The following is a 22,413-nucleotide window of genomic DNA, read 5'->3' on the forward strand; positions in this document are numbered from 1 at the left end:
GTTCACCTTTCGTTCATTGCAGTATAGCTGTAAGCGTTTTATAATAGGAGTACTGAAGTTTAAAGGAGTGCGTTCTATATGCCACTTAGTATATTTGGTTTCCAAGCGTTATGGAGCCCATATTTGATAGGGGTTCTTGTTTTTATAACAATCGTCTATTTTTTAGTCACAGTAAAGTGGCGTCAGGATTTTAAAGAAAGCGAACCTTTAAAAAAGGGACAAGCGATTTATTTTGTATTAGCAATGATTACCATTTATATTATTAAAGGGTCTCCAGTTGATTTAATGGCTCATATTATGTTTACGATGCATATGGTTCAGATGGCTATTTTATTATTGCTTGTACCGATTTTCTTAATTAAAGGAATACCTTGGTGGGTTTGGAAGGTTGCGATTGAAGCACCAGTTGTTAGAACTATATTTAAAGTACTAACATTACCAGTAGTTGCAGTGTTTGTGTTTATTGGTCTATTTTCCTTCTATCACTTACCGGATGTATTAGATTATATTAAATTAAATGAAACACTACATGGTACCTATACATTTGTCTTATTTCTATCAGCTGTTTTCATGTACTGGCCTTTAATTCAAAATATGCCAGGTAAAGATCAAATGAAGCCCTTGCATAAATTAGGCTATATTATTGCCAATGCCGTTTTAATAACTCCCGCCTGTGGATTAATCATTTTTGCACCTAATGCTATGTATGAAACGTATACGAATGGTGATGCTTGGTTAAAGGCAATGGAGCTTTGTGTTCCGGCCTCTACGTTGTCGGGACTATCATTATCAGGACCTGAGCTATTTACGGATATGAAACCGGTTGCTGATCAGCAGTTAGGCGGCGTGCTTATGAAAATTATTCAAGAGCTGATTTTTGGTATATTATTAGGTGCGATCTTTACAAAATGGTATCGTGCTGAACAAAAAGATCCAGATAAAATTACTGCTGATGCATTAGCTGCCCATCAAAAAAAATGGGAGAGTCAACAGCAACATTAATTATAAAATAGAAATTTACTTTGTATAAGGGGTTTTGATAATGGAATTACAAATTTTGCCTACTATTAGTACATCGTTTATCGTTATTAGTGCTGTACTAGTAGCAATAGGATGGGGCTTAATTATAAAAAGAAATGTAGAAGGGCATAAAAAAGTAATGCTTGCTGCAGGTGTTGCTGCACTGATCTTCTTTATTATTTATGCTTCCCGTACAGTGTTTATTGGAAATACTGCCTTTGGTGGTGGAGAACATTTAAAACCTTATTATACGTTCTTCTTGATTTTCCATATTATTTTGGCAACTTCTGGGGCCGTATTTGGGATAGTTAGTATAGTTTCGGGTCTTAAAACGAATTTAAAATTACACCGTCGTATTGGACCGATTACAAGTATTATTTGGTTCTTCGTCGCTATAACAGGTGTCCTTGTTTATTTATTATTGTATATTTTATTTGAACCGGGCGAAACAACATCGGTTATTAAAGCCATTTTAGGCATATAACAAAAATCTCCCACCTTATTTTTCAGTAGGTGGGAGATTTTTTGTCGTTGGCTGAATTAATGAGAGAACGACTACAAAAAGTAATGGTCCAATTAAAATACCTGAAAATCCAAAAATTTTAAATCCGATAAACATCGCAATAAAGGTTGAAAGAGAAGAAAGTCCAATTTTATCACCTATTATTTTTGGCTCAATCATACGACGAACTAAAAATTGACCTACTGTTAATACAATTAACACAGCGGCGTAAATATAATCCCCAGCAAAAACTTGATAGATTGCCCATGGGACTAATAAAATAAATGAGTCAAGAAAAGGAATAAAGTCTAAGACGACAAGCAACAATGCTAATAATAGAGGAAATGGCGTTTTGAGAAAATAAAAGGCTGCGATAGCTAAAGCAAAAATACCTAATCCGACAAGCAATTGTGCTTTCAAAAATCCAAATAAGGCTAATTTAACTCGTTCACCAATAAACACAATTTTCTGATGGTAGTGGAAAGGGACGGGCATTAATATTTTTTGATTGATGGTCGGCAATTCCAAAAGCAACATATACAAGACAATCCAATAGACAAAAATATCAAATAATCGTGTAGGGATATACGTTAATAAGGCAGACCAGACATCGATGTTTGTTAAGGAATGTGCAAATTTTTCAGTGGAAGCTAAAGCTCTTGCAATCATGGATTGAATTTGTGAAACTAGTTCTACAGGTAAATGATAGGTGTGGTTACTTAGTTTAGATTGCATTTGAATCCATAGTGCAGAAAGTTGATTCAAATAATCTGGAATATCAATAATAAATGATGAAAATTGTTTCCAGCTTACATAAATAATAAGCGTACATAATAATAAAGAGATACTTAGGAAGAATAAAAAAAAGATGGAAACCACTATTTTACGCTTTTTTCGAAAACGTTTGCTCATCCGAACTATAATAGGTTCTAAAAGTAAGGCAGTTAAGTAGGCAAGTAAGATCGGCAATGATATTGAAATAAACCAGAGGAGAAAAATCCCAATCGCGATAACGATAATGGGATGACGAAAAAAAGGACGATTAAAAAATGACAACAATTTTCTCACCTACATTTTGTTCTAGATATAGGTAGTATGAGAAGAAATCTAATTTTTACTCAAAATAAAAAAGACTGGACTACCAGTCTTTTCGTAACTATGAAGCTATTTAATGCTATACTTGCTATCACTTTTCAATTAATAAAGATTAGCGTGCGTTAACAGGTTCAAAGTTATTTTTATTTGTAGGCTCGATTGAGAATTGATCTAATTCTAATTTAACCTTTTTTAAGATTTCTTCACATTTTTTCACAATATGTGCTGGGAAAACTTCATCTTCTCCATATTCAACACCATGTGGATAATAGTACTTACCAAGTGCTGGTTTCATTAATGTAAGGATGGCATCATGAGCACCAACATCACCAGAAATGGCATATGCGAAAACGCGTAGGTAATAACGACCTTCACGAGTATCGAAACGTTTATCGAATGTCATACGTTCATAATCCCAACCGCCATCACATTCTAAACCATGTTTTTTCATAATGCTGACAATTAGCTCTTGATCAGCGGTTAAATTTTCAAGGTTAGTATTTTCAAAATACATGTATAATCCTCCTTTAGGTTCTCGTACAAAGTATACGCTCATTTTTATAATAGAGCATATTCGACATTGTTGCAATGACAACATTGTGTCAACCCAATTACAATTGATATAATAACTTACAATAATGGTGATGAAAGGAGTCCTATATGAAAGCGTTATTCCGCATATTAATGATTTGTGGTGCAATTGCATTAATCGGCTTTATGTTTTTTAATACCCCTAAGGAAAATGAACCACTAGAAGGCCCAAATACCAATTCTAATATAATCCCTCAAACAGAGCTAAAACAGCCCGATATAGGAGCAATGACACGTCCACAATCGGGTATTTCAACATTAATAGGGAAAGGCACACAAACCGTTTTGGAACAATATGGAGAACCAGAAAGGAAGGAACCCTCCTCGTTTGGGTATGAATGGTGGGTCTATAATAAAGATGTTTCAACTTTTTTTATGATTGGTGTTGAAAATAACGTCGTCACGCAAGTTTACATAGCAGGGCAAGATATCAATGCATTTCCTTTTAAAGTTGGGCAAAAACGAGATGAAATTTACCGCATGACGATTATTGATTATGAGGTAGCCGCTAATGTTGGTGATAATATTTACATATTCTCCATGAATGAAGAAGATATGCAAACAAGATTACTGATCAAATTTGATGGACTATACGCGCAGCTTTATATTGACCGGGAAACGAGTGAATTACAGGGGATACGATATACCAATAGTAAAACACTTGTCCTTCATCAGCCATATGAAATGAGTTATCAAGGAGAGCTTGTTAGACGTACCCCGCCTTCTTCATTTTTACAGCAGGAAATTGATAGGGCGAATGCCAAACAGCTCGATGATTTACTAAATGTAACGCGAGAGCATCATGGGTTGCCGCCTGTAGAGATGAATGAATCATTGGAAAATACAGCGAGAATGCATAGCGAAGATATGAAGGTGCAAAATTTTTTATCACATGAATCTCCCAAATATGGAGATCTTAAAAAGAGGTTACAAGCGCAGAGCATTGACTATAGCGATGCGAATGAAAATCTAGCAACTGCCTATTTTGATGCGATTGAGGCAATGCATGGCTGGACAAATTCTACCGAACACCGGAAAGTTCTATTAAATGATAAATATTCACAAGTTGGTTCAGGCGTTTTCGTGGATTATTATACACAAATTTATATAGAACCTGCTTCACTGAAGATGGATAGTGAGGATTCAAATAATGAAGAGTCTGAAAGTGAAGAACCTGTAGAGGAAGAGAAAACCGATCAATCGCCATAACATAATAAATTTACATGAAGACAAGCATTCGCTGAATGGACTTGTCTTCATTTTTTTTGTGCTTCCAGTTGCCCTAAGTGGCTTCTACATTTTTCGTCACACCGTTACAAAGGCCGTCATATGATAGAGAACTGAAAGGGGGAAGAGGCTTGCAATTAGCTGAGTTATTGAAAGACTGGCCATGTAGCGTAACGGGAGGATCGATTCGAACAGAAATTACAGGCGTAGAGGATTATGCACAGGCTGTACAACCTGGCGACATTTTTATTGTACGAAAAGGCAAAAAAACTTCAGGAAGTCGTTTTGTCAAAGAAGCATTGGCCCGTGGAGCAGCAGCAATTGTCTCAGAGGAAAGTATTTCCTTACCAATTATTGATAAAGAAATTCCTTTTGTATGGGTTCCTAATACAGCCTTATTCCTATCGTATGCAAGCGCGAAGTTAGCAGCTTTTCCAGCAGAAGCATTAAGTGTTATTGCCATAACGGGGACAAACGGAAAGACGACAGTGAGTCATTTTGTCAGTCAGCTTTTAAACGCTCTACATAAAAAAGCGGCGGTTATAGGAACAATTGGGTTTTATCTTGATGGCGAAAAGCAACAAACTTCTTACGAGGAACTTACCACATTGCAGGCGAAAGAATTGCATCCGATATTAAAACAATGTGTACGCAAAGGTGTGTCACATGTAGTGTTAGAAGCATCTTCAATGGGGTTACAGCAACATAGACTCGATCATTGTGACATTGATTGCGGCGTGTTTTTAAACTTATCTGAAGATCATTTAGAAGATCATGGAGGATTAGAAGCCTATAAACGGGCAAAGAAAAGATTAGCTGATTTATCTAAAAAACTAGTATTAAATGGCGATGATAACTTTTGTCGCTCTGTTGGAATTTATGATAAGAAAAAATCCTGCTCATTTGGCTTTGATAATCACAATGATTTACATATCCAAATTGTCAGTGAAACAGTTGGCAAAACAGTGCTCTGCTTACAAACATCTGCGAGTGAGCATATTATAGAAATTCCTTTTGTAGGGAAGTACCATGTACAAAATACGGTTGCAGCATTGATGGCAGTATGGCGCTTAGGAACTCCAATGGATGATATAGTTGAACATATGTGGTCCCTAAGGCTTCCTGAAGGCAGGCTCGAGAAGATTGATAACCCAGTAGGAATTGATGTGTATGTAGATTATGCCCATACGGCTGAAGCCCTCCAAGCCGTGTTACAAACATTCGATCGCTCGAAAACGATTTATCTTGTCTTTAGTTGTGGTGGGAATCGGGATAAAGCGAAACGTTTTGCTATGGGCGCTGTAGCAAGTAAATATGCAGACGTTATCTATTTAACAACGGATAATCCTCGAGATGAAGATCCGATCATTATTAACGAAAGTATTATTGCTGGTTTTACAGAGCAACAATACTATGAAATCTATTTAGACCGTAAAGTTGCAATCCATCAAGCATTAGCGAAGGCGAAAAAAGGGGATATTGTCCTTGTTGCCGGAAAAGGGCATGAACAAACACAGCAAATTAAAAATCAAAAATTCCCTTTTTCCGATCAACAGTGTATTAAGGACTATTTTACAGGTCTACTTACCGACGCTGAATAACAAAAAATGATCCTGTAGCAATGGCTAGCTTGCGCCCTGTCTCATCTTCGATATCACATTCCATTACTAGTGTTTGCCGCCCTTTATGGACAAAACGACCACGCGCAATTAATTCTTTATTTGTTGTTGTGGCAATATACGTGACATTCATATTTGTAGTTACTACATTAAATCCTTCTGGTACAGAACGGGAAGCAAGTCCCCCCATTGCCGCATCGGCTATCGTCGCAATGATGCCCCCGTGTGGCACCTTAATTGTGTTATGAATAACTGGTGTAATTGGAATACGTACCTCACTGACTTCAGGCTCAAACTTGCCAACCATATGTAAGGCGGCGTTAATATAACGACGATGAATACCTTGCTGTTTTTCGCGGAGCCCAGTTAAAAGATGTAAAAGAACTTCTTCATCTTCCTCCGTACTATCTTGTAAAATTGCCCCTAATAATAGATCGATTTTTTCTTTGGGTGTTGTCATCAATTGGAAAAACCTCTTTCATTAATAATCTCAATAATGTAAAATTACCATAAAATCTGTTATGATGGGTAAGAGATTGGGGGAATTAAAAATGATGATGACCTCTGACTGGGTATTCATTTTAGATGAGGCGGAAGCGCTTTGTGAGATGATTGTTTCCTCAGAACCAGCGATGGCGCTTCAGCAAGCGTATGATGCCGTTTATAGTGATTCACAAATTGTAGAAGCTATTTACGCGTTTAATCGCATGAAAGAACAGTACGAAGATGTACAACGTTTCGGAAAATATCATCCGGACTACCATACAATTATGAAGTCGATTCGCCAACAGAAAAGGGCGCTCGACTTAAATGAAAAGGTTTCAGCTTTAAAAATTGCTGAAAACGATTTTCAGGACTTGCTTGATGAGATTAGCCTACTTGTAGGGAAAACAGTCTCTGAAGCGGTAAAAGTCCCTGTAAGCAATCCATTCTTTGCATCTGGCTCATCTTGCGGAGGAGGATGTGGCTCGGGCGGTTCATGCTCTTGCTCAGCGTAAATTAAGATGTGTTCAAACACATCTCTACTAGACTGTACACAACTCAAAGGTAAAACTGAGTTTGTTTACAGTCTTTTTCTATACAATTATGAAAGGAGGCAACATACATGAAAACATATCGGATTGCAGTCATACCAGGAGATGGGATAGGAAAAGAGGTAGTACCAGCTGCCATAGATGTACTCAATAAAGTGGCATTATTGGATGGTCGTTTTCAATTCGAATGGACAACCTTTCCATGGGGCTGTGATTATTATTTAGAGACGGGTAGTATGATGCCTGAAAATGGGATAGAGATTTTAAAGCAATATGACCAAATTTTTTTAGGAGCGGTGGGCATGCCGGAATTGGTGCCAGACCATATATCCTTATGGGGCTACTTATAAAAATACGTCGAGAAATACAGCAATCTATTAACGTACGACCTGCAAAGCTACTACAAGGTTTACCCTCACCTTTACGTCAACCTAATGGGTTTGATTTTATTGTTGTTAGAGAAAATTCTGAAGGGGAGTATGCGGAAAGTGGTGGGAGAATACATAGTGGGCAAGATGAAATTGCAATCCAAAATGCCATTTTTACTAGAAAGGGTACAGAACGTGCGATGCGGTATGCATTTGAGCTTGCTAAAGCCCGTCGACAACATGTGACAAGTGCCACAAAATCAAATGGTATCACCTACAGTATGCCATTTTGGGATGAAGTATTTTCGGAAATAGGGAAAGAGTATGAAGACGTAGGGAACATCCAATCATATTGATGCATTAGCGGCCTTTTTAGTCATGAAGCCGGACAACTTTGATGTCATTGTTGCCTCCAATTTATTTGGGGATATTTTAACAGATTTAGGAGGTGCTATTATGGGGAGTATTGGAATAGCGCCTGCAGCCAACATAAATACAGAAGGCGTGTTTCCTTCTATGTTTGAGCCTGTTCATGGTTCTGCCCCAGATATAGCAGGGCGAGGGATTGCTAATCCAATAGGGCAAATATGGACGGGAAAAATGATGCTTGATTTTCTTGGCTACGAAGAAGCAGGAACACACATTTTGAACTCTATCGAATCAACATTAACGCAAGGTATAAAAACCCCTGATTTAGGTGGAACAGCAACATTACGAGAAGTAACTGATGCAGTATTACAATATTTAGAATCTGTTTATCAATGAAAACAGGGCAAGTATTGTTTGAATATTACAAAAGCCAACTAGTAATGAACTGCCCCGTAAAAGTTAGACACTAAAACTCCTGTATCTACAAGAATTTAAATCCATGGCACATTTTGAACAGGAACTCAAAGACTATATTCACTACTACAATCACAAACGAATGAAATTAAAAGACCTAAGCCCGGTGGAGTACCGAACTCAGGTCTTAGCAGTTGCTTAACTAAATATGTCTAACTTTTTTGGGTCAGATCAAATCCCTATGGCTTTTGTCTATAGTAGGTGGGAAGGACTTATTTAGAGCATTAACCCTTCCATGGACTGATTTAATAAGACTCTTGCGTTTGAAATAGCTCTACGGCTATATCTGGGCGATCTGTGATAATTCCTTTTGCGCCGTTATTAATTAATTTTTTCATTGTGTCTAAGTCATTGATTGTCCAATAATGAACAGGAATGTTAAGATTATTTAAAAACTGAATAAACTTTGGAGAATCTAAAGCGATAACCCCTGATTTAGGAGGAATTTGGAACACATCTACTTTTGGATGATATAAATGTCCGAATTGACTGGAGAAGGAAGCAAATGCTTTTCTCACATCTGATTCTCCTGCACCAAGCGCTACCTGATTTTGAGCATATAAGTTAAAGCGATCTATTTGCTCCCCGTAAAAGCTTGTTACAACGACACGATCCTCTGCGCCTAGTTCTTCAATTAAACGCCAAAGCTTAGAAGGCATTAGACTTCCTTCATAAGTTTCAGGGGCATCTTTAATATCAATATTGATCAACATATGTGGATACGCCTCAAGTAGCTCTCGTAATGTTACAACTTGTAATTTATCCTCACGGTATGGGAAGGCTCCATCCAAATCTTCAAAATGATAGCCGTGATTCAAGGCATTGATTTCTGCCAATGTCATATCAGCTATAAGGCCATAGCCGTCTGTTGTTCGTTCAACTGTATCATCGTGAAAAACAATAATTTCTTCGTCTTTTGTTAAACGTACGTCTATTTCAAATCCATCAACGCCTAACTGCGCTGCTTTGTCAAAGGCGATCATAGTATGTTCAGGTGCTAAATGAGCTCCGCCTCGGTGTGCAAGAATGATTGTGCGATCAAATTGTAATGCTTGTTTACCTTCACGTTGCTGTGGTTTAGAAATAGCTTTACTACCTGCCCAAGCTGCCGCACTTGCAGCTGCGATTGCAATTGCTATTTTAGTTTTCTTCCCCATATTCGTCCTCCTTAACAATTTTTTTACCTATTAAAGTAAATGGTGAATTCATTGTGTAATGACTAGCTCCCACATCCGTCCGAGAGCTTTATAAAACTAGTAATTAGTTAAGTGATTGATGATTCTTTCATACTTCCTATGATGGAGGTATGAGGCATTATCATCCTTCAGCAAAATGTACATTGATTCCGTGGAAAAATAATCATGTAAGCTATTTAAAACAACTGATTCGAATTCCTACGATGTTTAACGTAGTATGCTTTTCCATTATAACGGAAAATCGAGTGTTCTGTCAGCTAAACTCTGTTGCTATCATTTTCTGGTCTATGGTATTCTTTTAGGTAAGAAATGAGGGAATCCAATATGAACGAACGACAAGGGCTAATCGTTTACGTCCATCAATTAAAACATGCGAAGTCTCTTCGGAAATATGGTCATGTTCTTTATATTTCTAGAAGACAAAAATACGTAGCGCTGTATTGTAATCGTGAGGATATTGAAATGTTGACAATAAAACTACAACGCCTTCCTTTTGTGAAAGACGTTGTTGAATCTTATCGTCCATTTGTCAAAACTGAATATGAAAATGCAAAGCCGGATAAAGCAAAGGAATATGACTATAAAGTAGGTCTATAATATTATGCTAATGCAGGTATATAGTTATTTAGTCTTAATATGCCGATTAAGTATTGATAAAATAGTTTTGATTCCGAAAATATAGATGAGTGCTTTATTTCTACAACAACTGCTTTTCGGTCTAGTTGTTCAATTTGTGCTTCAAACATTTTTTGTCGCTTAGTTGGTTCCCCATCATGATAAGGGATGCCTTCGCGACAAATATATATGGGCATGAATTTACTTTCGCCAACTGGTTTGAAGGCAACGGCTAAGGAGATTACCTTTTTATCTCCTTTTGTAGATGTTAGTAAAAAGGCCTGATGAAAGCGTTCCTGATTGGTTTTAATAATTTCAAGTAGCTCGTATACATCACCATAGCCTTCTCCTAATTCTATAAATTGTTGTGGCATAATAACTGCACATCCTTTCCAATACTCATAGTATCATGCTGCGGGAGGTCAAGCACATGAAATTTGCATTAAGCTTTTTTTCTATTTTAGTACTTATTATTTCAGGAACGTTATTTTTCCAGTATCATGCATACTCATCTGATTTAGAAACCGGCATAGGGGATTTTCATTACTCGCAGGAAATAGAGATTGTTTATCGTGAAAATAGCTTAGATATTCGTCAGCATTTTAAAAATTTACCCAATCAAAAGGTAAAAATTAAATGGCCAGAAAAGGCAACAAACCCTAGTTGCTTTATTGAGAATGAAAAAAGCTGTGATCGTTTATCAGATGAGGTCTCTTATTTTGCAAAAGGGGAAACAAAATCACAATCTGTGTCATACATAATCCCGATTGAGGGTGGCTTGAAAAATAAGATGCTCCTTCAAGATGTTTTTGCTACACTAATAAATGGTGAAGCGTCCTATTCAATTGTTCATATTTCTACAGATAGTAAAATTAATGGACAATGGATTACAGGTTTGCCATTAGTAGGTCAACAACAGCTATCACTCGTTAACTATACGATGTTTAGAGGCAACGGCACTGTTCATGACCTTTATTGGCAAGCAGGAAAACTCAAAGTACAAGAACAAACGCCTGTATTATCGATTTATGCACAACAGGCTATTCCGAATGATTTCCTAAAATCATTAGAGAATTTACAGTTTTTAAATGATGAACATATTGCAATTATTCAAGAGAAAAGTCCTGTCCCAGTTCATGATGAAAGATTATTATTTTTACCAACACTTACAGCACAAGCTGTTGAACAGGAAGTCATTTTGTCCCAAATAAAATCGCAATATACATTTGTAGACTCTCCAGAATGGTTGCTTGAAGTTATGGCATCCTATTTAGTAAACGATCCAATTGGTGGAGACAAAGCAAAGAAAATTGTGAAGACATTAAATGATTACATGACAGATAGTCAACAGCAGGCTTGGCAGGATAAGTTGAAAAAACTTGGAGATGATCCTCTATCACCAAAAACAATGGATGAGTATTTATCACAAGTGTTAGATGCTAAAACATCTTACTTTACGTTAAATGCAGCCCAGAAAGACGGAACGTACCCATTATTATTTGAGGATTCTCGTGATGTGTATGTAAATGATGTATTGAAGGAAGACGTTCATGTTATTCTATATGAAGGACAAGCGTTATATACAGCAGATACGTTATTACCTTATCTTGGGTATACAGTTGGAGAAGGGAAGAACGGCTATTATGTAAATAGCGAGCATCGCACATTCCGATTCCCTAAAGAACCTGGTTTTTATGTATTTAATCAGCGAAGATATCCAACTATTTCAGAGCCAATTATTAAAATTGCTAATCAATATTATGTGGAAGAGGCTTGGTTACAGCGTTTATTCTTAGTTGAATTACAAAAGAAAGAGGAACGTATTCAAGTATTAACACAAGAGCAACAATAACTTTTGCAGCGGAGGGCTTTCCTTTCGCTGCAAAAATACTTTATATGGATGAAAGTACGGTGATAGCTTATATGAGAGTGGTAGCAGGAGAGCGTAAAGGAATGCCGCTAAAGGCGATAGCTGGGAATACGACGAGACCTACAACTGATAAGGTGAAGGAATCGATTTTTAATATGATTGGTCCTTTTTTTGATGGAGGTACTGCACTTGATTTGTTTGCAGGAAGCGGTGGTTTAGGTATTGAATCACTAAGTCGTGGGGCAGAGCGTGCTATTTTTATTGAAAAAGATGCAAAAGCCTTTCAGGTGCTGCAAGAAAATATTAAAAAATGCCGTTACGAAGAACATACTGAGCTGTTTCGCATTGATGCAAAGCGTGCTGTGAAAGCGCTATTAAAACGTGATATTACCTTTTCATTAGTTTTTTTAGATCCGCCTTATCATCAAAAGGAATATTATGACTTAGTGCAATTACTCGTTGATAATGAAAAAATTCAACAAAATGGTATTATTTTATGTGAACATGCAAAAGAAATAACATTACCTCAAAGTTTTGGTGAGTTTGTTTTAAAAAGACAAGAAACATATGGCGGAACAATTATTTCTGTTTATCGCTGTACAGAGGAAGAGGGAGAATAAGTTGTCAGAGAAAATTGCTGTAGTTCCTGGAAGTTTTGACCCTGTGACATTTGGCCATTTAGATATTATTAAACGTGCAGCCGATGTGTTCGATATCGTCTATGTAGCCGTATTAAACAATTCAGCAAAAAATCCGCTGTTTTCTGTAGAGGAACGTATGGCTTTAATGGCTGAAGTAACGAAAGCGATACCTAATGTTCGGATAGAAAGTTCTTCAGGTCTTCTTATAGACTATGCTAAAGAAAAAAAAGCTAAGGCCATTGTACGTGGCTTACGAGCAGTTTCAGATTTTGAATATGAAATGCAAATTACTTCTATGAACCGTTTCCTAGATGAAACAATCGAAACATTCTTCATTATGACGAAGAATCAATACTCATTCCTAAGTTCCAGTATTGTAAAAGAGGTTGCGAAATATGGAAGTGATGTCAATGAGTTAGTTCCAGATTGTGTTGTACAAGCTTTAAAAGAAAAATATGGTTTTATCCAATAGTGGTTGAAGAGGATGTCGGTACTATACGCTGAACATCCTCTTTTTTATCGATGAAAACTAATTATTTCAGAAAAAATAGAGCATAAATAGTTGGTACAATGATTATGCTAAGGAGGCGAAATTTTAGATAAGGTCTCACAGAAAGTTTGGCGGATTTAGCAATCACAAAAATTTGTAAATGAATACTTATACTTTGCATCGTTAACAAAATGACGACTAGTAAAGAGGTATACGGGAAATCAGGGAAGGCCGTGACGGTCATTTTAAGACCATTTGTCACTTCTAGGATGGCGGCTAAGGACAGTTCAATCGTATAAGGTAGCTTCGGTATTAATTGATCTAAGCCCTGTTGCACGATAGTCTGAATGGTTGTGAAAAAGATAATGGTTGTACCCACTAATAAAATGGTTGGGGCAGTTTCTTTAATACTTTCTGAAAAGGGAGCTGTGTACAGTGTAGTGTTGTGTACAGTGATGGTTGGTGAATCCGTTTTGCGGTATAAAAAGTAACCAGTTACTAAGCAACAAATATTAAACATATGTAGTAAACATAAAAACAACCATCCAAACGTATTACTGTGTAGTAAATCAAGGCTTACAAACCCTAACACGAATAATGGACTTGGTGCATGACAAACGGCTAGTAGAAAATTTGCTTCCTTAGGATGTAATTGTCCACTGTTTTTTAAATAAACAATAGTGGTCGCTCCAGTAGGATAGCCTCCAAGTGCGCTAATAATGTAGGCTTGTACGTATAAAGAAGCTCTTTTTGTTTTGGTACGCATAGGGGCTGTTAAACGCAGGAGCCATTGTGTTAACACCAAATACGGTAGTAAATACGGAAATAGCGCCTCCATGAAAAGAGATAAGCCTAAATCAGTACCACTATGAGCGGTTTGTGGGAATAACAAGAGTAAGAGAATTAGAATTATGCAGAGCGCTATTTGAATTGTAGCAAACATATGATCATCTCGTTTCAACTTTTTGTCATTCACATAGGCAAATGCTAAAATTAATATATGTGTGAAAGGCAAAAACATGAACGTATGGTTTTGCAAGCGTCCTAGGAGGTGTATTCAAGTGAAGAGAAAAATTGGCATTTATGCGGTGTTAATAGTCGTGATTTGTTCTATGATGTTATACCGACTAGACGCGTATATTATGAAACCTGGTAGTGCCTATGATGTCAGTAAATTTGTTACGGTCGATAGCAAGGAGGCAGATAGTTTAGGATCTATGAGTTTGATGACGGTCGCCATGCAGCAAGCCACACCATTTTCATATTTATGGGCTAAAACTCAAAAGTATCAAAAGCTCATGGATATTGAACAAGTCCGAAATCCATTAGAGGATGATGAGGAATATAATGTTCGACAGTTAAAATTAATGTCGGATTCCCAATTTAATGCTAAATATGTAGCTTTCCAAAGAGCTGGATTAGAGACAAAAGTTCATTTTAATGGTGTCTTTATCTTAAATGTATTGGATGGTGGCGCTTCAGATGGCATCTTAAAAGCTGGGGATGAAATAATTGAAGTAGATGGACAAAAAATAACTAATCAGCAAATGCTTGTTGAGCTTTTACAGCCTAAACAGCTCGGGGATCAAGTATCGATTCAATTTATACGTAATGAAGAACAGCAGAAGGCAACAATTACATTGAAAGAAATACCAAATGCACAGGAGCATAGAGCCGGTTTAGGGATTTCTTATACAGAAAGCAAATCGATAGAAACCGATCCACAGGTGACAATGAAGACAGAGGATATTGGTGGTCCTTCTGCAGGATTGATGTTTACACTTGAAATATTAGATCAACTTCTGGATGAGGATTTAACGAAAGGTTATGCCATCGCAGGTACAGGAGAAATGCTAGTTGATGGATCTGTTGGCCGAATTGGCGGAATTGACTATAAGATTATAGCAGCTGATCGTGATGATATGGAAATCTTTTTTGCCCCTGATGATGAAATTTCTCCAGAAATGAAGGCGAAGTATCCAGAGTTAGAATCCAATTATACGACTGCTGTAAAAACAGCGAAGGAAATTGGGACAAAGATGAAAATTGTACCTGTGAAAAACGTGGACGATGCCATCAATTATTTAAAGCAGCTACAACCAAAATAAAAAACAATAAAGGGATGCTAGAACCCATCTAGCATCCCTTTTATGACTTTAATAACGGATTGGTGGTGTTTGATAATCTTTTGGAAGACTTAGCGCTGTAACGCCTTGCTCTATACTTAAATTGTATAGCTCTGCTGCATGAATATCGATGGCCAGCATAGCATCTTTTGCAGCTGCAACACGGCTTATTAAAGGTAATTCGATATCTTTTTTACGCTTTCCTATATAAGCTTGGCCAGTTTCGCTCATGCCTAGTAAACGGATAAATGATGGGGCTTCAAAGCTGTGTAGCTGTTCCTTTGTAAATCCTGTATAAATATGTGTAATCATACGTTGAAGGCGGGTCCAGGTATAACGTTTCGATTTTATTTTTTCCATAAAGCTATTAAAGGATGAGCTGCTTTTGGCTGCTTTCATAATAGCATTCTCAATCCCCTCAGTTACTTCTGCATAACGAGTGAGCTCAGAAGTCGTGTGTCTCATAATCGTGAACTGTAAAAGTGGCCAAAATGCTTCCCAGCTAGCAAATTTTTTATAGTGTCTATGCCAGTCTGCCAAATAATTAAAAGATGCCTCCGGAACAACCTTTTGAACACTCTGTAAAGAACTTGTAGTTGCTAGGGCTTTACGTATTCCCGTAGCGCTTGCGATGGATGCGTCCTCTTTAAGTGCATCATGATAGCCTGCTGCAATACGAGGGATGGTAAGTGGCTGGATGTTACTGTTCAGCGTTCTCGCCGCCTCTAGATAATGAAAGCCAAGAATATTATTGGGTTGTGCAAGATCGATGTATGGAGCAGGGAACTTCTGAGTAAGCTGTTCATAGGCGTAATATAGGCTTTTAGGATAGCTAGCGCCTGTTTTAAGGCTGTCTTTAATAAGTGCGTCATACTCTGTACGATTATTGTCGATCAACTCAAACGTGTTCAAGAATGGTTGGATAGAGCCATCTTCACTACCAAAAGCAAACGAGTCGCAGCCAACAGCAGTTAATAATGAAATCGCACCCTTGGCGAAATCAGTAGCAGGGGCTGTACTATAGACATAAGGTAGCTCAATGACAATGTCTACACCACCTGCGAGTGCCATTTTTGTACGTGTCCATTTATCTACCATAGCTGGTTCACCACGTTGTAAAAATGTTCCACTCATAACAGCGATGACAATATCTGCTTTCGCTACTTTTTTAGCCTGTGTTAAATGATAGGCATGTCCGTTGTGAAAAGGATTATATTCAACAACAATTCCAACTGCTTTCATGCTTTCCCTCCTGATCATTTATGTTTTATGGTAAGCTGTTTAGAGCAAATATACTTCTTATAGTATATAATTATAGGTAGGTTTTAAAGAGGTGACAAGAAATTATCTTGACATCTATTTTTACACATTATATAATCAACATTGTTGTCTCGAGGTGATTAAACGAATGAAATGGTCAATTCATCAATTATCTAAATACCGCCAAAACGGGATGCCAATCGATGCCTTTGTCCAACTGGACGAAGTGATGGAGCGAAACCAGGATATTCGAGCAATTTCGCCCGTTCATGTAAAAGGGCTATGTACTTTTGGTGCATCGCAAATGACATGTCAGTTAACTGTGACAGCGACGTTAACGCTACCATGTGCTCGCACGTGGGAGGATGTTGAGTTTCCTATCGATGTTGAGACAGTTGAAATTTTCAGCTGGATTGACGAAGATCAACGAGGAGACGATGACGGAGACATTCACTATATTGACGGTGAAGTCATCGACATGAAACCAGTTCTTGAGGAGCTAGTGCTGCTCGAGGTACCTATGCAAGTGTTCAAGGAAAATACCGAAGGACAAGTGCAAGGCGGTAAAAGCTGGTCTTATGCAACAGATGAAGACGTAGAGCTACACAAAAAAGCTGACGAACAAAAAGTGGATCCAAGACTAGCTGCTTTAGCTAAGTATTTTGATCAAACAGACGAATAGACGATCTGTAAGGAGGTGCCATCAATGGCTGTACCATTTAGAAGAACTTCTAAAACTGCAAAAAGAAAGCGTCGTACGCATTTCAAATTATCTGTACCTGGTATGGTAACTTGCCCTAACTGTGGTGAGGCTAAATTATCACACCGTGTTTGCAAAGCTTGCGGACAATACAAAGGTAAAGAAGTAGTAAGCAAATAATACAGTGTTTGCTCACTTAAAAGGCTAGTAGAGAGACCATGGCTCTTTACTAGCCTTTTTTTGATGGCTTAAAAACAGAATATTGCGTTGATTGCGAAATTTAATATAATAGTGAAATAATTGTATGATACAATTTATTCATGGAGACAAAGGGGGTAATAATGTGAGTTATACAATCGACAATCATGATGGTGTTATGACTTTTACGATTAATCGAGAAGAGAAGCGTAATGCTGTCAATGATGAGGTTATGAATGGTCTTCAGGAAGTCATTACGTATATTCGAAAACATGAGGATGTGCGTTTTTTAGTAGTGACAGGTGCTGGAGATAAATCATTTTGCTCTGGAGGGGATTTATCTGAGTTTCATTCGCTGGAGACGGAGGATGAGGCATTTGGTATGTTAAGTAAGATGGGGAAAATATTATATGACCTTGCAACACTCCCGGTACCCACTATAGCGCTTATAAATGGTACCGCAGTTGGTGGAGGTTGTGAGATTGCCACAGCTTGTGATTTTCGTTTAGTGGCAAACCATGCGAAATGTGGTTTTATTCAAGGAACCTTAGCCATTACGAGTGGTTGGGGTGGTGGTACATATCTTTTTGAACGAGGTTTACGTCATGACCGTGCATTAAAAATGCTTGTGGATGCGAAGCCGTATCCTGCGCAGTTGCTATATGAAATTGGATGGGCAATGCGAGTTTTTGAAGGCTCAAAGGATGAGGCGTTAAATGATTTTATTGAACATATGCGAAAAATTCATCCTTCTGTTCATAAAGCTTATAAGGAAATCGAGCTTCGTAAATGGCGAGAACGAAATATGTATGAGCGGGTGATGGAGGAAGTTCGTACGTGTGCAAAATTGTGGGAAAGTGAAGCGCATCATCTGGCTGTTAATAATTTCTTAACAAAGAAGAATAATAATTGATGTATAAAGGCAGTGATGAAAGAAAAACATAATCACTGTCTTTTTTCATGCAATGATTCTATTTTGCTCGCTACTGCATATAGTAGTAAAAAATGCGAGGGTGATAGATTATGGAATTGAAAAAAAGAAAAGATCAATGGACAAAGGAAGACGATGAAAGACTAGCAGAAATTGTCTTGCATAATGTGCAAAATGGCAAAACGCAGTTGGAGGCTTTTGAAATGGCGGCTATGGAACTGGGCCGTACAAAGCAGGCGTGTGGCTTCCGTTGGAATAAAACATTACGTGGTCAATATAGTCAGTCATTATTAGCTGTACGAAATCAACCCCAACAATCTATGCGAAGTCACTTGAAATTGGCATTGACAAGTTTTGACGAATTAACAGATGCTTATCAAACCCTTGAAATGAGACATCGTGAGTTGCAAAATGAACATGAGAAATTAGTGAAGTGGCTGCAGCAAGGTTATTCGTTAATGAAAGATTAAACTTCAGTAACTATGAAGAGCATACAATATTTATCTTTCCTAGAGATAAAACCCTTTCTGTATATCGTCAATAAACAGCCAATCTTGTATAATAGAAGAACCTACTTAGGGGTGCCTTAGAATTTATTCTGAGGCACCTTATTCTTATAGCTTCATAATGTGGAGAGGAAAGGGTGTAAAATGAAATGATGAAGGTAGCAGTTATTGGTGCTGGAGCGGTTGGTCAATTAACAGCAAGCTTTTTAGCAGAGTCGGGAATGTCAGTATCGTTAGTGACAAGAAAACAGAAGCAGGTAGAAGAGCTAACTACCAATCAATTAACGCGAATGAATATTGATGGAACTAAAACTGTACAAAAAATTGCTTCTACAACAAATTTAACTGCATTACCACCTCAAGATTTAATTGTGATTGCTGTTAAATATGTTCATTTACAAAATCTCTATGACCAATTAGCGTCACTATCAAATGAAATACCTTTGCTCTTTATGCAAAATGGCTTGGCTCATTTTGAGGAGGCACGAAGTTTACCTCAAAAAAATATCGCGTTTTGCTCCGTTTCTTTTGGTGCACAATTGCGGAATCAAACAACTGTTCAACATAGAGGGATTGGTCCTTGTAAAATAGCTATCGAACGAGGGAAACAACCTGTTTTTCTAAAGTTATTACAATTACAAAATCCATTGTTTCCTGTTGAAATGGCCGATAATGCAGAGAAGATGCTATTTGAAAAAGCAATATTTAATAGCTTAATCAATCCATTAACTTATGTATTACAAATAAAGAACGGGGAACTAGTGACTAATACACGAGTGTATGCCCTTTTGAAGAATATTTATCAGGAGTTAACGATTGCGTTCGAAGATATTGAGCGCACTATATCTTTTGGAGATGTGGTAGACTTATGTAGGCAAACAGCCGAAAATACATCTTCCATGCTTGCAGATCGTATGCAGGGAAGAAAAAGTGAGATTGAAACAATTGTTGGTGCCATTTTGGATAAGGCTTTAACAAATGGTCATCATTTGCCTACTTTGCGTACTTTATATCTCCAAGTACTTGCGATAGAGGAGAGCGGTGAACAAAGTTGAAAGACCTTTTACATATTATTGTTAGTATCGTTATTTTTTGCCCAATTGTTCTTTTTATTATAGTCTATCTAATTAGCCGGAAAGTTAAAATACGTGGTACCCATGCATTTGGTGCGGCGTCTGATGTGACAACCTTCTGCTTGTTCTTTTCAGTCCCCTTAGGCATTGGAGTACTGTGGCAAGTAAATGTAGGGGGACTTTTAGTCATCCTTGCAATAATGATGGCTATGATTTTTACATATATTGAATGGCGGACAAAAAAAGAAATAGAAGTGAAGCCGTTATTAAAGAAAATTTGGCGTTTTTTATTTTTATTACTGAGCACCGCGTATGTTGTGATCTGTATAATCGGTGTCATTCAGTCCCTTGTAGACTATTTACAGGTTGCCTAAGCATTTTCTTTTCATGTTGGAGCTATAAGGGTTAAAATAATAGCATTATAAAGTAGATATAAAAAATCATTCTTTATGGATGGGAAACTGATTAAATGTCATAAAGCCTAGTGCTAAAAGAATAGTTCAGTAATATTGCACAGTGCTATGTTCATGGTGGGGGAAATGCAATATGGGCTAAAAACATTTACAGCCTCAAGTGCATAATATGTGAGGAATCAATTTCTCGTTATAAGTAAAATAATGATTGAGTGAGTAGAGGAGCTTATATTAAATGAAACTGGAGTCTATCCAAGTACCTATAAAAAATAATGTGCTAGCCGATTACTGGTCGCCAAATACTGCCATTCATCAGTTTTTTGAATACGATTTTAATGATCAGGCTTTTGAGGAAAGAGCGAAGCATTTAGCACAACATGCCAGAGATCAAAAAGAGCTGACAGCCATCATCCGTCAATTTATGGAGCCACTAGGGTTATCACAAAAAGCGAATGAACATTTACAACAACTAGAACAAGGAGCTATGGTCATAATCGGTGGCCAACAAGCAGGTATCTTAACTGGCCCTCTTTACTCCGTTCATAAAGCGATTTCAGTCATTGTGTTAGCAAAAGAACAAAGTGCGAAGCTTCAAAAATCTGTCGTACCTGTTTTTTGGATAGCTGGAGAAGATCATGATTTGGAAGAAATTAATCATACTTATACGGTGCATGGAGAGTTATTAAAAAAACGAGCATACAGTGAGCGCTCTAGACGTAAAACAATGGCATCGGCAACAATGCTCAATAAAGAGTCGATGACACAATTTATCAATACCATTATTAGAGACATTGGGGAAACCGAGTATACAGAGGCCCTTATTAAACAATTAGTAGATGTGCTAAACGAAAGTGAGACATTTACTGATTTCTTTGCGCGGTTAATGAACCAATTATTTAAAGATGAAGGGTTACTGTTCATTGATGCAGCGGATTATAATTTCCGTCAATATGAAAGTGACAATTTTGCACACATCATTCAGCATAGCGAAGAAATTGCTAGAGTTGTAACAGAAAAGGAAGAGCTGTTAGAGCAAACGGGCTACGGTAAACCTATTTTAGCGACAAGAGATGCAGCTAATCTATTCTATGTAGAGGACGGAGAACGTCATCTTTTGGAAAGAAAAAATGATCTATTTATTAATTTAGCCGCAAACCTTAAGTTTACTCGTGAAGAGCTACTAGAGATTGCCAAGAAATATCCAGAGCGCTTGAGTAATAACGTGGTGTCCCGTCCATTAATGCAGGAAATGACGTTCCCTGTACTGGCATTCGTCGGTGGCCCTGGTGAATTAGCTTATTGGGCAACATTAAAAAGTGCATTTTCTGTACTAGACCTACAAATGCCTATTTTTGCCCCGCGCCTTCATATGACGATTGTGACGCGTCATGTAGAGCAATTATTGTGTGAACATCAATTGACTGTTACGGATGTTTGGAATGGCAAAGCTTTAGAAATGAAAGAGCGTTTTATTGATGATGTGCAGGATAGTGAGGCTAAACGCCAAATTCAGGCTATGGAGCAGTTGTTAGCAGAAAAGTACAGTGAGCTTGCATCGTATTTAGAGGAACAGCATTTAACTTTAGATAAAATCCTTGTGAAAAATCAAGAAAATCATGCAAAACAATTTGACTACCTGCAGCAAAAAATTGAGCAAACTGTACTCGACAAGCATGAAACTACTATCCGCAAATTTACGACGCTACAAAATGAGTTGTATCCAAACGAAGGTTTCCAGGAAAGAACTTATAATCCATATCAATATTTTAATGAGTTTGGACCTATGTTGATTGCTGAAATGTTAAAGCAAAACTATAGTATTGGCAAACACCACTATTTACTTTATTTATAAACCTATCTGCCAGGTTCTTTATACCTAGATGATTTTTTGATACAATATTGATTTGATGAATTTTGTCTATAAAAATAGTATTTAGAGAGCTATCCTCCTAAGGATAGCTCTTTCTTTGTGTCATTTAGCATATATCAAAAATTTCCATCAAGGTCTAATTGCATATTAAGAGATAAAATGTCAAGTTTTTTTTAAAAAAAGTGGAGGAAAGTGGGGGGATGTGGTACATTATTTAATAAAGTG

Annotated in this window: 24 protein-coding genes and 2 pseudogenes; 19 read left to right on the forward strand and 7 right to left on the reverse strand. The window is 37.3% G+C overall.

From position 1 onward, the window contains the following. Positions 1 to 78: 78 nt before the first annotated feature. Positions 79 to 1,002 carry a cytochrome c oxidase assembly factor CtaG gene (ctaG, locus tag MKY80_RS04255; RefSeq protein WP_008173948.1) on the forward strand — a complete coding sequence of 308 codons (924 nt, stop codon included), beginning with the start codon at positions 79 to 81 and terminating at the stop codon, positions 1,000 to 1,002. Between the two features lie 40 nt (positions 1,003 to 1,042). Beyond that, a complete protein-coding gene (locus MKY80_RS04260) occupies positions 1,043 to 1,504 on the forward strand; it encodes a DUF420 domain-containing protein (RefSeq protein ID WP_008173945.1) in 462 nt (153 codons plus the stop codon). Between the two features lie 15 nt (positions 1,505 to 1,519). Here the strand turns inward: MKY80_RS04260 and ytvI are convergent, their stop codons facing one another. Both ytvI and MKY80_RS04270 read right to left on the reverse strand, forming a co-directional pair. After that, positions 1,520 to 2,578, reverse strand: a complete 1,059-nt coding sequence (gene ytvI / locus MKY80_RS04265) for a sporulation integral membrane protein YtvI (RefSeq protein WP_225316250.1) — start codon at positions 2,576 to 2,578, stop codon at positions 1,520 to 1,522. A 151-nt stretch (positions 2,579 to 2,729) separates the two neighbouring features. Beyond that, on the reverse strand, positions 2,730 to 3,131 hold the full coding sequence (locus tag MKY80_RS04270; RefSeq protein ID WP_042737480.1) for a YugN family protein: 402 nt from the start codon (positions 3,129 to 3,131) through the stop codon (positions 2,730 to 2,732). 146 nt (positions 3,132 to 3,277) lie between these two features. On the opposite strand from MKY80_RS04270, the gene MKY80_RS04275 reads away from it, so the two are divergent. Together MKY80_RS04275 and MKY80_RS04280 are read left to right on the forward strand one after the other, a co-directional pair. Further along, positions 3,278 to 4,417: a CAP domain-containing protein gene (locus MKY80_RS04275; RefSeq protein ID WP_008173938.1), complete on the forward strand. Its 1,140-nt coding sequence runs from the start codon at positions 3,278 to 3,280 to the stop codon at positions 4,415 to 4,417. A gap of 149 nt (positions 4,418 to 4,566) precedes the next feature. Beyond that, entirely contained in the window at positions 4,567 to 6,036 is a 1,470-nt protein-coding gene (locus tag MKY80_RS04280) for a UDP-N-acetylmuramoyl-L-alanyl-D-glutamate--2,6-diaminopimelate ligase (protein WP_090001954.1), read from the forward strand. On the opposite strand, the gene MKY80_RS04285 is transcribed toward MKY80_RS04280, so the two are convergent. Next, positions 6,020 to 6,514: a PaaI family thioesterase gene (locus tag MKY80_RS04285; RefSeq protein ID WP_008173935.1), complete on the reverse strand. Its 495-nt coding sequence runs from the start codon at positions 6,512 to 6,514 to the stop codon at positions 6,020 to 6,022. The genes MKY80_RS04280 and MKY80_RS04285 overlap by 17 nt on opposite strands. Before the next feature lie 91 nt (positions 6,515 to 6,605). Here MKY80_RS04285 and MKY80_RS04290 point away from each other — a divergent pair, with 91 nt between their 5' ends. From MKY80_RS04290 to MKY80_RS04300, 3 genes and pseudogenes are all read left to right on the forward strand, one after another. Next, positions 6,606 to 7,052: a YlbF family regulator gene (locus MKY80_RS04290; protein WP_043989672.1), complete on the forward strand. Its 447-nt coding sequence runs from the start codon at positions 6,606 to 6,608 to the stop codon at positions 7,050 to 7,052. 107 nt (positions 7,053 to 7,159) lie between these two features. After that, positions 7,160 to 8,221 (forward strand): annotated as a pseudogene (locus tag MKY80_RS04295) (tartrate dehydrogenase). Positions 8,222 to 8,294: 73 nt separating this feature from the next. After that, a pseudogene (locus MKY80_RS04300) lies at positions 8,295 to 8,441 on the forward strand (IS3 family transposase); the annotation flags it as partial. A 103-nt stretch (positions 8,442 to 8,544) separates the two neighbouring features. Here MKY80_RS04300 and MKY80_RS04305 read toward each other — a convergent pair. Then, positions 8,545 to 9,456 (reverse strand): glycerophosphodiester phosphodiesterase, encoded by a 912-nt coding sequence (locus tag MKY80_RS04305; RefSeq protein ID WP_342532174.1) that lies wholly within the window; start codon positions 9,454 to 9,456, stop codon positions 8,545 to 8,547. A gap of 363 nt (positions 9,457 to 9,819) precedes the next feature. On the opposite strand from MKY80_RS04305, the gene MKY80_RS04310 reads away from it, so the two are divergent. Next, the gene (locus MKY80_RS04310) at positions 9,820 to 10,092 is read left to right on the forward strand and encodes a YlbG family protein (protein ID WP_008173927.1); all 273 of its coding nucleotides are present in this window, start codon (positions 9,820 to 9,822) and stop codon (positions 10,090 to 10,092) included. 2 nt (positions 10,093 to 10,094) lie between these two features. Here MKY80_RS04310 and MKY80_RS04315 read toward each other — a convergent pair whose 3' ends face one another. Then, positions 10,095 to 10,484: a hypothetical protein gene (locus MKY80_RS04315; RefSeq protein ID WP_008173925.1), complete on the reverse strand. Its 390-nt coding sequence runs from the start codon at positions 10,482 to 10,484 to the stop codon at positions 10,095 to 10,097. A 56-nt stretch (positions 10,485 to 10,540) separates the two neighbouring features. Between MKY80_RS04315 and MKY80_RS04320 the strand changes: the two genes are divergently transcribed. The 3 genes from MKY80_RS04320 (at position 10,541) to coaD (ending at position 13,093) form a co-directional block, all read left to right on the forward strand. Next, positions 10,541 to 11,962 (forward strand): hypothetical protein, encoded by a 1,422-nt coding sequence (locus MKY80_RS04320; RefSeq protein ID WP_008173923.1) that lies wholly within the window; start codon positions 10,541 to 10,543, stop codon positions 11,960 to 11,962. Between the two features lie 71 nt (positions 11,963 to 12,033). Then, positions 12,034 to 12,600, forward strand: coding sequence for a 16S rRNA (guanine(966)-N(2))-methyltransferase RsmD (gene rsmD, locus MKY80_RS04325; protein WP_043989719.1), 567 nt, complete (start codon positions 12,034 to 12,036; stop codon positions 12,598 to 12,600). Between the two features lies 1 nt (position 12,601). Continuing rightward, positions 12,602 to 13,093, forward strand: a complete 492-nt coding sequence (gene coaD / locus MKY80_RS04330; RefSeq protein WP_008173919.1) for a pantetheine-phosphate adenylyltransferase — start codon at positions 12,602 to 12,604, stop codon at positions 13,091 to 13,093. A gap of 61 nt (positions 13,094 to 13,154) precedes the next feature. Here coaD and MKY80_RS04335 read toward each other — a convergent pair whose 3' ends face one another. After that, positions 13,155 to 14,132, reverse strand: coding sequence for a hypothetical protein (locus tag MKY80_RS04335; protein ID WP_008173918.1), 978 nt, complete (start codon positions 14,130 to 14,132; stop codon positions 13,155 to 13,157). A 40-nt stretch (positions 14,133 to 14,172) separates the two neighbouring features. Between MKY80_RS04335 and MKY80_RS04340 the strand changes: the two genes are divergently transcribed. Further along, a complete protein-coding gene (locus tag MKY80_RS04340) occupies positions 14,173 to 15,219 on the forward strand; it encodes a SepM family pheromone-processing serine protease (RefSeq protein ID WP_083796468.1) in 1,047 nt (348 codons plus the stop codon). Positions 15,220 to 15,267: 48 nt separating this feature from the next. Here the strand turns inward: MKY80_RS04340 and MKY80_RS04345 are convergent, their stop codons facing one another. Further along, entirely contained in the window at positions 15,268 to 16,479 is a 1,212-nt protein-coding gene (locus MKY80_RS04345; protein WP_239354239.1) for a nucleotidyltransferase, read from the reverse strand. 166 nt (positions 16,480 to 16,645) lie between these two features. On the opposite strand from MKY80_RS04345, the gene MKY80_RS04350 reads away from it, so the two are divergent. The 7 genes from MKY80_RS04350 to bshC all read left to right on the forward strand — a co-directional run bounded on the left by MKY80_RS04350 (position 16,646) and on the right by bshC (position 22,170). Further along, the gene (locus tag MKY80_RS04350; protein ID WP_008173911.1) at positions 16,646 to 17,179 is read left to right on the forward strand and encodes a YceD family protein; all 534 of its coding nucleotides are present in this window, start codon (positions 16,646 to 16,648) and stop codon (positions 17,177 to 17,179) included. Positions 17,180 to 17,203: 24 nt separating this feature from the next. Beyond that, the gene (rpmF, locus tag MKY80_RS04355; protein WP_004224819.1) at positions 17,204 to 17,377 is read left to right on the forward strand and encodes a 50S ribosomal protein L32; all 174 of its coding nucleotides are present in this window, start codon (positions 17,204 to 17,206) and stop codon (positions 17,375 to 17,377) included. Positions 17,378 to 17,540: 163 nt separating this feature from the next. Beyond that, a complete protein-coding gene (locus tag MKY80_RS04360) occupies positions 17,541 to 18,308 on the forward strand; it encodes an enoyl-CoA hydratase/isomerase family protein (protein WP_089985271.1) in 768 nt (255 codons plus the stop codon). A gap of 110 nt (positions 18,309 to 18,418) precedes the next feature. Then, the gene (locus tag MKY80_RS04365; RefSeq protein ID WP_008173900.1) at positions 18,419 to 18,796 is read left to right on the forward strand and encodes a transcriptional regulator; all 378 of its coding nucleotides are present in this window, start codon (positions 18,419 to 18,421) and stop codon (positions 18,794 to 18,796) included. A 185-nt stretch (positions 18,797 to 18,981) separates the two neighbouring features. Continuing rightward, on the forward strand, positions 18,982 to 19,887 hold the full coding sequence (locus MKY80_RS04370; protein WP_008173899.1) for a 2-dehydropantoate 2-reductase: 906 nt from the start codon (positions 18,982 to 18,984) through the stop codon (positions 19,885 to 19,887). Then, positions 19,884 to 20,279, forward strand: coding sequence for a DUF3397 domain-containing protein (locus tag MKY80_RS04375; protein WP_008173897.1), 396 nt, complete (start codon positions 19,884 to 19,886; stop codon positions 20,277 to 20,279). Before MKY80_RS04370 ends, MKY80_RS04375 begins: the two co-directional genes overlap by 4 nt. Positions 20,280 to 20,553: 274 nt before the next feature. Then, complete coding sequence (gene bshC, locus MKY80_RS04380; protein WP_089985273.1) at positions 20,554 to 22,170, forward strand: bacillithiol biosynthesis cysteine-adding enzyme BshC; 1,617 nt, start codon at positions 20,554 to 20,556, stop codon at positions 22,168 to 22,170. Positions 22,171 to 22,413: the final 243 nt, after the last annotated feature.

Source organism: Lysinibacillus sp. FSL R5-0849 (genome assembly GCF_038595075.1).
Classification (GTDB): Bacteria; Bacillota; Bacilli; order Bacillales_A; family Planococcaceae; genus Lysinibacillus; species Lysinibacillus fusiformis.